Annotated in this window: 10 protein-coding genes; 7 read left to right on the forward strand and 3 right to left on the reverse strand. The window is 57.1% G+C overall.

Annotation, left to right across the window (positions count from 1 at the left end):
• Positions 1-43: 43 nt before the first annotated feature.
• A complete protein-coding gene (locus tag AB4O11_RS23215) occupies positions 44-982 on the reverse strand; it encodes a LysR family transcriptional regulator (RefSeq protein ID WP_116256157.1) in 939 nt (312 codons plus the stop codon).
• A gap of 121 nt (positions 983-1,103) precedes the next feature.
• Here AB4O11_RS23215 and AB4O11_RS23220 point away from each other — a divergent pair, with 121 nt between their 5' ends.
• The 3 genes from AB4O11_RS23220 to AB4O11_RS23230 all read left to right on the forward strand — a co-directional run bounded on the left by AB4O11_RS23220 (position 1,104) and on the right by AB4O11_RS23230 (position 5,164).
• Entirely contained in the window at positions 1,104-2,030 is a 927-nt protein-coding gene (locus AB4O11_RS23220; RefSeq protein ID WP_460128759.1) for an alpha/beta hydrolase, read from the forward strand.
• Between the two features lie 221 nt (positions 2,031-2,251).
• Positions 2,252-3,706, forward strand: a complete 1,455-nt coding sequence (locus AB4O11_RS23225; protein WP_460128761.1) for a TrkH family potassium uptake protein — start codon at positions 2,252-2,254, stop codon at positions 3,704-3,706.
• 135 nt (positions 3,707-3,841) lie between these two features.
• Positions 3,842-5,164, forward strand: a complete 1,323-nt coding sequence (locus AB4O11_RS23230; RefSeq protein ID WP_460128763.1) for a chloride channel protein — start codon at positions 3,842-3,844, stop codon at positions 5,162-5,164.
• 236 nt (positions 5,165-5,400) lie between these two features.
• On the opposite strand, the gene AB4O11_RS23235 is transcribed toward AB4O11_RS23230, so the two are convergent.
• Positions 5,401-6,057, reverse strand: a complete 657-nt coding sequence (locus AB4O11_RS23235) for a dTMP kinase (RefSeq protein ID WP_460128765.1) — start codon at positions 6,055-6,057, stop codon at positions 5,401-5,403.
• A gap of 57 nt (positions 6,058-6,114) precedes the next feature.
• Positions 6,115-7,296 carry a XylR family transcriptional regulator gene (locus tag AB4O11_RS23240; RefSeq protein WP_093431655.1) on the reverse strand — a complete coding sequence of 394 codons (1,182 nt, stop codon included), beginning with the start codon at positions 7,294-7,296 and terminating at the stop codon, positions 6,115-6,117.
• 175 nt (positions 7,297-7,471) lie between these two features.
• On the opposite strand from AB4O11_RS23240, the gene xylA reads away from it, so the two are divergent.
• The 4 genes from xylA (at position 7,472) to AB4O11_RS23260 (ending at position 12,785) form a co-directional block, all read left to right on the forward strand.
• On the forward strand, positions 7,472-8,788 hold the full coding sequence (gene xylA, locus AB4O11_RS23245) for a xylose isomerase (RefSeq protein ID WP_460128767.1): 1,317 nt from the start codon (positions 7,472-7,474) through the stop codon (positions 8,786-8,788).
• A gap of 148 nt (positions 8,789-8,936) precedes the next feature.
• The gene (gene xylF, locus AB4O11_RS23250; protein ID WP_016986083.1) at positions 8,937-9,938 is read left to right on the forward strand and encodes a D-xylose ABC transporter substrate-binding protein; all 1,002 of its coding nucleotides are present in this window, start codon (positions 8,937-8,939) and stop codon (positions 9,936-9,938) included.
• A 153-nt stretch (positions 9,939-10,091) separates the two neighbouring features.
• Entirely contained in the window at positions 10,092-11,648 is a 1,557-nt protein-coding gene (gene xylG, locus AB4O11_RS23255) for a D-xylose ABC transporter ATP-binding protein (protein ID WP_460128769.1), read from the forward strand.
• Positions 11,649-12,785, forward strand: a complete 1,137-nt coding sequence (locus AB4O11_RS23260) for a sugar ABC transporter permease (RefSeq protein WP_093431645.1) — start codon at positions 11,649-11,651, stop codon at positions 12,783-12,785.

Raw genomic sequence — 12,785 nt, forward strand, 5'->3', positions numbered from 1 at the left:
CATCGTTGCCTCTGTAATTGCAATTACGCACCTCGCTCACTGATCAACCTGAGTGAGTGCCTTCCCCTAGGTGATGCTCCCATGGTGGGCATGGTGACCAAGCCTCCACGAGCTTATCGATGAAGAGTCGAATTTTTGGAGAGAGGTGCCGCTTGCTAGGGTAGATCACCCGAATAGGCTCTGCGGCCTCTGCATACCCAGCGAGCAATTGAACAAGCTTGCCGCTCCTCAAATCGTCGTTCACCACGTAGGAAGGAAGAGTCGCGATACCCAGGCCAGCGACAGCTGACTGGTGTAATGACTCAGCACTGTCCATCTGTAGCCTTCCACCATGAGTAACGGACACAGCGCTACCATTCACGCGAAAATTCCAGGGAAGCAATCTCCCACCACTCACGAAATGCAGGCACTGGTGCTCGGATAAATCCTCCGGCGTTTTAGGCTCGGCATGCTGATCCAAATATTTGGGTGAAGCGCAGGTAATCATTTGTTGGTAGGCCACAGTGCGCGTTAACAACCGAGAATCTTCCTTCGGTGGCCCGATGCGCATGGCGAGATCAAATCCCTCATCGATCAGATCGACCAGCCTGTCAGAAAAGGTGATATCCACGCTCAGGGAGGGCCAATCCTTAAGACAGCACTCAATGTGCTGAAGGACATGAAGTCTGCCCAACGCAACCGGCAGACTCATCCGCAGTCGCCCACTGGGTGTCGAACGACGAAACGCAAGGGCATCCTCCACGTCGTCCAGATCCTGAAGAACGCCCACGCAGCGCTCATACAGAACCTGGCCGTCATCGGTCATGCTCAAGCTACGCGTAGTGCGATTCAGTAAACGTACCTGTAAACGAGCCTCGAGCCTGACTATCGACTTCCCCACTGCAGAGCGCGTAAGGCCAAGCTGTTTTGCCGCCGCAGTGAAGCTTCCAGCGTTTACCGAGCTCACAAACGCGGCAATATCATTCAGGTTATGGAGTTCCATTTGGCCTCGGTGGTCTCAACGTTCGGGCGGCTTAGCACCTGTTATGGGGAACCCTATTCCCCAATAGTAAGCATAGTATCTCAATTAGCTAATCCACTCCCAACGATCAATTGAGGTCATTATGAACACTAAAGTCCAAGCAGCCGTCCAAACCTGGGCCAATAGCCTTAGCGATCTGGTACCCGTTCTCAAGGGAATCGATACCACCACAAAAATGAGCGACATCCGCGACTCTTACGCAAAAATGCTCGCGCAAAATCCAGCGCCAGCTGGCGTTAAATTCGAAGCAGTCGACATGGGTGGCGTACTCGGCACACTGGTTACTCCGGACGAGATCAAAACCGACGCGGTCGTGATGTACATCCACGGCGGCGCCTACATTGTAGGACGTCCAGACGGCTACCACGGTATCGGCGGCAACTACGCGAAAATGCTCGGTGCTCGTGTGTACATGCCGGACTACCGACTCGCTCCTGAGCACAAGTTTCCAGCCTCTATTGACGACACATTGCGCGCTTACGAATGGTTGCTTGAGCAGAAAATCCCGGCTAACAAAATTGCGTTCTCTGGCGAGTCGGCTGGCGGCGCAATGGTTGTCAGCGTCATGGTCGCGGCTAAATCGAAAGGGCTTCCATTGCCTGCGGTTGGCTCCTCCATCTCACCATGGGCGAACCTCGAACACACCGGTGCTTCCATGAGCAACCGTGAAGGTCTGGATCCTCTGAACTCCAAGCCTGTCCTGGACATCCTCGCCAGAGCATTCCTGGGCGACACATTGGCCAATCATCCTCTGGCCTCACCTGTGTTCGCGGACGTCACCGGTCTCCCACCAATCTTGGTGCAAATCGGCGAGAACGAGCTGATGTTGAGTGATGCAATGCGCCTTGCAGCTCACCTGGCTGATAACCGAGTTCGCGTGAACCTGGAAGTATGGCCTGCGATGTTCCACGCCTGGCACTTCTACGCCACCATGCTGCCAGAAGGTCAGCAGGCTATGGAGAGTTCCGTTCGCTTCATCGAGGCTGGCTTGGCCGACGCTAACCGCTAAAACGCAGAACAACCGCGATAGCTGTGTGGCTGTTGCGGTTTTGCTCATCCTGTTTCTATTAAAGCTTCATCAGGCTATTCAAAAAACCTGAGCAAGCTAGTTCCTCCCCCATAATGAGGTGCAATCTCTAATGGGTTGAGGGAAAAATTTTACGAAAAATTTACGGGGCTGAAGGGTTCGTCGTCCAATACTGCACGGCGCTAAATCAGTAGGTTCCTTTCATGTCACTTGCAGCACTACGGCTCATCGGTTTCATTCTGGGTATTTTTCTAATAACGCTGGCTGTGAGCATGGCTATTCCCATGATCACACTGGTTGCCTATGAGCGCAGCGATGACCTGTCGGCCTTCCTCTGGTCGAGCTTGATTACCTTCATCACTGGCCTCCTTTTGATAGCGCGAGGTCGTCCAGACAATGCCCAGCTTCGTCCAAGAGATATGTATCTACTGACGACTTGCAGTTGGCTGGCGGTATGTACCTTCGCGGCGTTGCCGATGGTGTTCATCAGTCACATCAGTTACACCGACGCTTTTTTTGAAACGATGTCCGGCATTACAACCACGGGTTCAACTGTCTTGAGTGGTTTGGATACCGCTTCACCTGGATTGTTGATCTGGCGCTCAATGCTGCACTGGTTGGGTGGTATCGGCTTCATCGGCATGGCTGTGGCGATCCTTCCACTGCTGCGAGTGGGGGGTATGCGTCTTTTCCAGACAGAGTCCTCAGACTGGTCGGAGAAAGTAACACCTCGCTCTCATGTGGCAGCCAAGTCCATTCTCTTTCTCTATTTTGGGCTCACTGGCGCCGGGGCAGCAGCACTCTGGATCGCCGGCATGACGCCGTTTGAAGCGGTCAACCATGCCATGTCGTTGATCTCGACTGGCGGGTTCTCTACTTCTGACGCCTCGCTTGGGCATTGGACGCAGCCAGCGATTCACTGGATCGCGGTGGTCATCATGATTCTGGGTAGCCTGCCGTTTACCCTCTATGTCGCGACATTGCGCGGCAATCGGCGTGCGCTGCTCAAGGATCACCAGGTACGCGGGTTTATTGGTTTCCTGATTGTGACTTGGCTAGCGGTGGGGACATGGCTGTGTTTCCACAGCGACTACGGATGGTGGGATGCGTTTCGTATCGTGGCGGTCAATGTGACCTCGGTTGTCACGACCACCGGAATTGCTGTAGGTGATTACACCTTGTGGGGCAGCTTCGCAGTCTTGCTTTTTTTCTATCTGACCTTCGTCGGCGGGTGTTCAGGCTCAACAGCTGGTGGCCTTAAAATTTTCCGCTTCCAGGTTGCTGGTGCTCTATTAGTGAGTAGCCTGAAGCAGTTGATCCATCCTCGTGCGGTGATTCAAAAGAAGTACAACGGTCATCCGATTGACGAAGAGATCTTGCGTTCGCTTTTGACCTTCTCATTTTTCTTCACCATCACCATTGCAGTGATCGCTCTGGGACTCGCCCTGATCGGACTGGATTGGACGACAGCGTTGAGCGGAGCTGCTACGGCGGTGTGCAACGTGGGACCAGGCTTGGGCACAATCATTGGGCCCGCTGGTAACTTCTCATCATTACCTGACGCAGCAAAATGGTTGCTGACCATTGGCATGCTGCTGGGACGGCTGGAGATACTCACCGTGCTGGTACTCGTTACACCGGTTTTTTGGAGGTATTAGCCCTATCACTGGATAGATGAATACCTGTAAGCGCCAAAAGAGCCTGTCTTGTGGCGCTGCCAAAGCTGTTTGGAACAAGCTGCTTATTTGGTTAGTCTTGCGGTCAATATGGCGACTTCAAGGGGAGCCCTTCGGGTGATCAAACCGATAATGCTGTTACGCCGAGGCTTCGCCTCCATGCGCTGGCGTACTAGAGTCACATTATGGATTGCGGCAACCATAGCCGGCTTGCTGCTGGTGGCGTTTGCAAGGCTCGCGGACATAGCCCTGGCGCAGTTTGCTCAACAGACCGCAGAGCGAGCGTGGCTTCCTCTTGTTTACACCCCACTGATCGGCATGCTCGTAGTCTGGCTGACAACACGCTTTTTCGTCGGCGCCCAAGGCAGCGGAATTCCGCAGGTAATTGCAGCAACACGACTTGCGCGTCAAGGTAAGCCCATTAACAGACTGGTTTCATTGCGAATTGCTTTCGCCAAGATAAGCCTCGGAACTCTGGCGCTGACCGGCGGCTTTTCGGCGGGACGCGAAGGCCCATCAGTCCAGGTTGCCGCATCCATCATGCACTTCTTTCACCGCTTCCTGCCCAATGCGCGAATCGTGCGCAGCGAGGATCTCATTCTGGCGGGAGGTGCTGCGGGTATTGCGGCTGCATTCAATACGCCCTTGGCCGGGATCGCATTCGCGGTAGAAGAACTGGGACGCAAGTTGGAAACCCGTACCAGCGGTGTTCTGCTCAGCACCATCATCCTGTCTGGGATGGTTGCCATTGCCTTACAGGGAAACTACAACTATTTCGGTCATTTCGGCATTCAGGACATCAACCTCGACATAGTCGTCCCGGCATTAGTCATAGGGATTGGTTGCGGGCTATTGGGTGGTTTATTTAGTCGAATGTTGTTATGGCCACAGCGGCATCCGCAGTTCATCATCTGGCAATGGCGGCGCCTGCACCCAGTATGGTTTGCCGGCATTTGTGGATTGGTCGTCGCTCTATTGGGTTGGCTGAGTGGCGGAATGTCGTTTGGTAGTGGATACGGCATTACCTCTCAGGTCATCGCATCTGATGTAGTCCTGCCATGGCACGCTCCCATTACTCGCTTCCTGGCGACCGTAGTAACCTACTTCTCTGGTATTCCCGGAGGCATTTTCGCTCCCTCGCTCGCTGTAGGGGCCGCAGTCGGCGCCAATACCGCAGAGCTATTCCATCTGGCCGCGCAGCCCACAATTGCACTCTGCATGGTTGGTTTTCTGGCTGCCGTTACTCAGTCGCCAATCACCTCTGCAATCATTGTGATGGAGATGATTGATAGCCACAGTATGGTGATCAGTCTCATGGCGGTAGCCCTGATTGCCAAGGCTGTCAGTTCAAGAATGGGCCCTGAGTTGTACCAGCAATTGGCGCGAGGCTTTCTCGAGAATGCAGAAGCTGCCACTAAACCGAAGAATCCAACTCAATAAGCCTACCGTGTGATTCTGCTAGCCAGTGAGGTCAGTTGATCCTTTTCATGTTGCAGCGCCAACGAGCGATCATGTGCAATCCTTCAATGACTACGTCAATTGAGCACCGGGCGGCGCAGAAGTTTATTCGTAATGCCGAGAGTAGTTTGCGACCAAGCTATCAACTACAGCCTCTGGCCTTCCTGTGAATCGCACGTGGCGGTTGCCAGCGACACGGCGAACAAACTGTTCAAGGTCTATGCGATACCCTGAGCGCCAAGCACGGCATCCACTTCGACGTTCAACCCAAGCACCTCATAGATCCGAGAAACCACCAGCATCGTCGCCTCCTCAACCGTTCCTTCATTACGGCACAACATCCAGCCGTGATCCTTGACCGCTTGCTCGAACATTTCCGTACACGCCACATGTGCGGCGTGCTTCTGGATCACAGTGCCGCCCAGTCCCCGCGAGCGCGTCGCCGCCCTCGCCCACGAAATATCCGGATCGGTGACGACGCCGACATGCAGATCTGGCACCCGCACGTCTCGCTCCCTATTCAATTGAAGAATTTCGGCAAACGGGATGGTTTGGCGAAACGCGGCATCCGAGGGATACCAGCGATCGATCAGGATGATGCTGTCCAGCGGCTGCTTCGTCAGAACGTTCTGGGAGATCCAGCGACGGCTATCCGCGAGGCGCTGACACACAGCCCACTCGAGATCCCGGCAAGGATTTCTCGCCAGAGTGTTAATCAAGGCCATGGTTTCACCCCTGAACGGATCGCTTTTTCTCTCGCAAAGCCGGATGACTTTCTGGTTGCCCGCCCTCAGTACTTGCGTAACGGCCTCCAACAGTGTGGTTTTGCCGGTGCCTTTGGGCCCATCCAGAGAAACGAACAGCGGACGATTCATTGTTCACGCAACAATCAAGACATTGATGCCCACTCTAACCTCATTTCCGGTATTCCATCAGCGCATCCCTGCCCCTTGCTGATACTCCCGCGGTGTGCAGCCAAACTCCCGGCGAAACACCGTGTGCAGATACTGCGCAGATTTAAACCCGCAACTGCGCGCCACGTCGGCGATCACCGAGTCAGTATTTTTCAATCCGCTGGTGGCCGCTGCCAGTTTGAAACGCAGGATCTCGTCGTGCACGCTGCAGCCTCGCTCGGCGCGGAAATGCGCTTCGAGTGATGAACGCGACACACCGACATACGCCGCCACCTGCGCCGTTTTGATGCCCTGGCAAGCGTATTGGCGGATGAACAGCAGCGCTTGCATGACGTAGGGATTGCCCAAAGGTTGATGCAAGCTCGACACCTGCACGTTGACCGCATCGGGAGGAATCAGGATTTGTGTACCGGTGGACGGCATGCCATGGAGCATCTGATGGAGTAATTGCGCGGCGGTACGGCCCATGGTTTCGGTGCCCTGGATGACTGAGCTCAGCGGCACGCGGGTCAGGCTGCGGGTCAGCGGGTCGTTGTCGATGCCGATCAATGCCACCTGTTCCGGCACGGCGATACCGGCAGTCAGGCAGGCTTGCAGCAACTGGCGCGCACGGGCGTCGCTGACGGCGATGATGCCGATGGGTTTGGGCAGGCTTTGCAACCAGGCGATCAGTTGTTCGACGGCGCTGTCCCACAGCGGTGCGCTGGTGCCCATGCCGCGATAGATTTCGCCGTGCAGACCATCGCGCTTCATCAATTTGCGGAAGGCTTTTTCGCGCTCTTGCGCCCAGCGATTGGCTTGCGCTTCAGGCAGGCTGAAACAGGCGAAACGCTGCAGTCCCGCCTCGATCAAGTGCGTGTAGGCCAGCGTTATCAGTGCGTTGTTATCGGTGGCGACGTAGGGAATCGCTTTCGGATAGGCGCGCTTATCCTCGTACGAGCCCCCTACTGCCACCACCGGCAACTGAATGTCGGCCAACGCCTCGCCAATCAACGGATCGTCGAAGTCGGCGATGATCCCGTCACCCTGCCAGCGCTCGATGCCTTTCAAACGACAGAGAAAATCCTCTTCCAGAAACAGGTCCCAGGAGGCCCGAGTGCTGCTCAGGTAGTTGCCGATGCCGCTGATGATGCCACGGTCGTAGATCTTGCTGCCGTTGAACAACAGAGCGATGCGGTGAACAGGCGGTACGGTTTTCATTGTTTTTATGCTTGTCCCGAGCCCCTTGTCACAGAGGCGATTGACACAGACTAGGCGCCTGGCCGAAGAAGCTCAATACGCAAAATCGCACCCCGTGTTGATGCTTTTCATAATCAGCGGGGTCGGGGCCGTTGCTAGTATCGAGACACCGCCAAGAACAACAAGGACAAGGTCCATGCAGTATTTCCCTGATGTCGAGCCGATTCGCTACGAAGGCCCAAACAGCGATTCCCCCCTCTCCTTCCGTCACTACGACGCCGACAAACTCATCCTCGGCAAACCCATGCGCGAACACCTGCGCATGGCCGCCTGTTACTGGCACACGTTCGTCTGGCCGGGTTCCGATGTGTTCGGTGCGGGGACGTTCAAGCGCCCTTGGCAACACGCAGGCGATCCCATGGAATTGGCGATCGGCAAAGCAGCCGCGGCCTTCGAATTCTTCTCCAAACTGGGTATCGACTATTACTGCTTCCATGACACGGACGTCGCTCCGGAAGGCCAGTCACTGAAGGAGTACCGCAACCATTTCGCACAGATGGTTGATCACCTCGAGCGACATCAGGAACAAAGCGGGATCAAGCTGTTGTGGGGCACCGCCAATTGCTTCAGCAACCCGCGTTTCGCTGCCGGCGCCGCGAGCAACCCCGATCCGGAAGTGTTCGCCTGCGCCGCTGCCCAGGTGTTCAGCGCCATGAACGCGACCCATCGCCTGAAAGGCGCCAACTACGTGTTATGGGGCGGTCGCGAAGGCTATGAAACCTTGCTCAACACGGACTTGAAGCGTGAACGCGAACAGCTGGGCCGCTTTATGCGCATGGTGGTCGAGCACAAGCACAAGATCGGTTTCACCGGCGACCTGCTGATCGAACCCAAGCCGCAGGAGCCGACCAAGCACCAATACGATTACGACAGCGCCACCGTGTTCGGCTTTCTTCAGCAGTTCGGGCTGGAACACGAAATCAAGGTCAACATCGAAGCCAACCACGCGACCCTGGCCGGGCATAGCTTTCATCACGAAATTGCGACGGCCGTTTCCTTGGGGATTTTCGGCAGCATCGACGCCAACCGTGGCGATCCGCAAAACGGCTGGGACACCGACCAATTCCCTAACAGCGTCGAAGAGATGACCCCGGCCACCTATGAAATTCTCAAGGCCGGCGGCTTCAAGAATGGCGGTTTCAACTTCGACTCCAAGGTTCGCCGCCAGAGCCTCGATCAGATCGATCTGTTCCATGGCCACGTCGGCGCCATGGACGTTCTCGCCCTGTCGCTAGAACGCGCAGCGGCCATGGTGCAGAACGACGAACTGCAACGGCTCAAGGACCAACGCTACGCCGGTTGGCAGCAGCCGTTCGGGCAGGCGGTGTTGACGGGTGACTTCAACCTTGAGTCGTTGGCCGAGCTCGCGTTCACCAACGAGTTGAACCCGCAAGCCGTCAGCGGCCGCCAGGAAATGCTCGAGAACATCGTCAACCGCTACCTCTATCGCTGATCGCTACGAGAATCTGCCGGCGCTTCGACGCTGTGACAATTGCACGACAATTCTGTGCCTGCGGCGTCTGCGGATTCTCTACAGTTTTACCAGCCCGATACTCATCATCAGGCCGTGTCTTTCCAACAACAATAAAAGGACGCCCCACATGAAGAACGTAAAACGCACGTTATTGGCCACTGCTCTGGCCTTGCTGTCGCTGCCGGTGCTGGCTGACGCAGCCCACCCGAAAATAGGTTTCTCCATTGATGATCTGCGCCTGGAACGCTGGTCGCGTGACCGTGATTACTTCGTCGCGGCAGCAGAAAAAATGGACGCCAAGGTCTTCGTGCAATCGGCCGATGCCAACGAGCAGAAGCAGATCTCCCAGATCGAAAACCTGATTTCCCGGGGCGTCGATGTCATCGTCATCGTTCCGTTCAACGCCACGGTGCTGACCAACGCGGTGGCCGAAGCGAAGAAAGCCGGAATCAAAGTCGTGTCCTATGATCGGCTGATTCTCAACGCCGATGTCGACGCGTACATTTCCTTCGATAACGAAAAAGTCGGCGAGATGCAGGCCAGCGGTGTACTGAAAGCGGCGCCCAAGGGCAATTACTTTTTGCTCGGTGGTGCGCCCACCGACAACAACGCCAAAATCCTCCGCGAAGGCCAGATGAAAGTGCTGCAACCGGCCATCGACAAGGGTGATATCAAGATCGTCGGCCAGCAGTGGGTGAAGGAATGGAACCCGACCGAAGCGCTGAGCATTGTTGAAAACGCCCTGACCCGCAACGACAACAAAATCGACGGCATCGTCGCTTCCAACGACGCCACGGCGGGCGGCGCCATTCAGGCACTGGCGGCGCAGCAACTGGCCGGCAAGGTGCCGATTTCCGGGCAGGACGCCGACCTTGCCGCAGTCAAGCGCGTGATCGCCGGCACGCAAACCATGACCGTGTACAAACCATTGAAACTGATCGCCAGCGAAGCCGCCAAGCTCTCGGTACAACTGGCGCGCAACGAAAAACCCGCCTTCAGCTCGCAGTACGACAACGGCAGCAAAAAAGTCGACACCATCCTGCTCACGCCCACCCCGCTGACCAAGGACAACATCGACCTGCTCGAACAGGACGGCTTCTACACCAAGGCGCAGATTGCCGGGAAGTGATCTCCGGTAATGCGAAAAACCCTTGTGGGAGCGAGCCTGCTCGCGAATGCGGTGTGTCAGTCAACGAAGCATTGTCTGAACTGACGCTTTCGCGAGCAGGCTCGCTCCCACAGGCTTCGTGGTGCGTGAGTCTTTGATATACGAGCCCTCTCCATGTCCGACTATCTGCTGCAAATGAACGGCATCGTCAAAACCTTCGGCGGTGTCAAAGCGCTGAACGGCATCGACATCAAGGTCAGGCCCGGCGAGTGCGTTGGCCTGTGCGGCGAGAATGGCGCCGGCAAGTCGACGCTGATGAAGATCCTTTCGGCGGTCTACCCCCACGGCACCTGGGACGGTGAAATCCTCTGGGACGGGCAACCACTCAGAGCGCAATCGATCAGTGAAACGGAAGCTGCCGGCATCGTCATCATTCACCAGGAACTGACGCTGGTGCCCGACCTGTCGGTGGCCGAAAACATTTTCATGGGCCACGAGCTGACACTGCCCGGCGGACGCATGAATTACCCGGCGATGATTCACCGCGCCGAAGCCCTGATGCGCGAACTGAAAGTCCCCGACATGAACGTATCGCTGCCGGTTTCGCAGTACGGCGGCGGCTATCAGCAATTGGTGGAAATCGCCAAGGCCCTGAACAAGAAGGCCCGCCTGCTGATCCTCGACGAGCCTTCATCAGCCTTGAGCCGTTCGGAAATCGAGGTGTTGCTGGACATCATTCGCGACCTCAAAGCCAAAGGCGTGGCCTGCGTCTACATCTCGCACAAGCTCGATGAAGTGGCCGCCGTGTGCGACACCATTTCGGTGATTCGCGACGGTAAACACATCGCCACCACCGCGATGGCGGACATGGATATTGCGCAGATCATCACGCAAATGGTCGGGCGGGAAATGAGCAACCTCTACCCCTCCGAGCCGCACGCTATTGGCGAGGTGATTTTCGAAGCCCGGCACATCACCTGCTACGACGTCGACAACCCCAAGCGCAAACGGGTCGACGATGTTTCCTTTGCCCTCAAACGCGGCGAGATCCTTGGTATCGCCGGGCTGGTCGGTGCTGGCCGCACCGAACTGGTGACTGCGCTGTTCGGCGCCTACCCCGGTCGCCACGAGGGCGAAGTCTGGCTCGATGGCCAACCCATCGACACGCGCACGCCGCTCAAGTCCATCCGTGCCGGCCTGTGCCTGGTGCCGGAGGACCGCAAGCGCCAAGGCATTATTCCTGACCTAGGCGTTGGCCAGAACATCACCCTCGCCGTGCTGGACAACTACTCAAAACTGACCCGCATCGATGCCGAAGCCGAACTGGGCTGCATTGATCGGGAAATCTCGCGCCTGCACCTCAAGACCGCCAGCCCGTTCCTGCCGATCACCAGCCTCTCGGGGGGCAATCAGCAAAAAGCCGTGCTGGCGAAGATGCTGCTGGCCAAACCCCGGGTACTGATTCTCGATGAGCCGACCCGAGGTGTGGACGTCGGCGCGAAATACGAAATCTACAAGTTGATGGGCGCACTGGCCGCTGCCGGCGTGTCGATCATCATGGTCTCGTCGGAACTGGCCGAAGTGCTGGGTGTTTCCGACCGCGTGCTGGTGATCGGCGAAGGTCAGTTGCGTGGTGACTTCATCAACCATGAACTCACCCAGGAACAGGTGCTCGCCGCCGCCCTCAGCCAGCCTGGCAGCCATAACAATAATGATCGGAAAACCGCGTAAATGAATCAGGTCAAACAACTGTTCACCCGCTACAAAATGCTCGCGCTGGTGTTTGCCGTGGTGCTGATCTGGCTGTTCTTCAGCTGGCAGACCGAGGGCGGATTCCTCACCCCGCGCAACCTCTCCAATCTGCTGCGGCAAATGTCGATCACCGGCATTCTCGCCTGCGGCATGGTGCTGGTAATCATCAGCGGCGAGATCGATTTGTCGGTCGGCTCGTTGCTGGGCCTGCTCGGTGGCCTCGCGGCGATTCTCGATGTGGTCTATCACATTCCGCTGCTGGCGAACCTGAGTCTGGTTGCCCTCTGCGGGCTGATGATTGGCCTCGCCAACGGTTACATGGCGGCTTATCTGCGCATCCCCTCGTTTATCGTCGGTCTGGGCGGCATGCTGGCGTTTCGCGGGATTCTGTTGGGGATTACTGGCGGCACGACCATTGCGCCGGTGTCGCCGGAGCTGGTCTACATTGGCCAGGGCTACCTGCCCCACGCAATCGGCACGGGCCTGGGCATTCTGTTGTTCGCGCTGACGGTGTTCCTGACCTGGAAACAGCGGCGCAATCGCGCCCTTCACGGCCTCGCGGCGCATTCGTTGGTGCGTGATGTCGTCCGCGTGTTGGTGATCGGCGCCGTGCTCGCCGCTTTCGTGCAGACGCTGAACAGCTATGACGGCATTCCCGTGCCGGTCCTGCTGTTGCTGATTCTGCTGGGCGTGTTCAGCTACGTGACCAGTCAGACCGTGTTCGGCCGGCGCGTCTATGCCGTGGGCAGCAACATGGAAGCGACGCGCCTGTCCGGGATCAATGTGCAGGCGGTGAAGCTGTGGATTTTCGGGATCATGGGCGTGATGTGCGCCCTCGCCGGCGTGGTCAACACTGCGCGCCTCGCCGCCGGTTCGCCCTCGGCCGGGAGCATGGGCGAACTCGACGCCATCGCCGCCTGCTTTATCGGCGGTACTTCCATGCGCGGCGGTTCCGGCACGGTGTACGGCGCCCTCCTCGGCGCGCTGGTCATCACCAGTCTGGACAACGGCATGTCGATGCTCGACGTCGACAGCTATTGGCAGATGATCGTCAAGGGCAGCATCCTGGTGTTGGCGGTTTGGGTTGATGTCAGTACGCGGACCGGGCGCCGTTGA

The sequence above is a fragment of the Pseudomonas sp. H1_D05 genome (genome assembly GCF_054682705.1).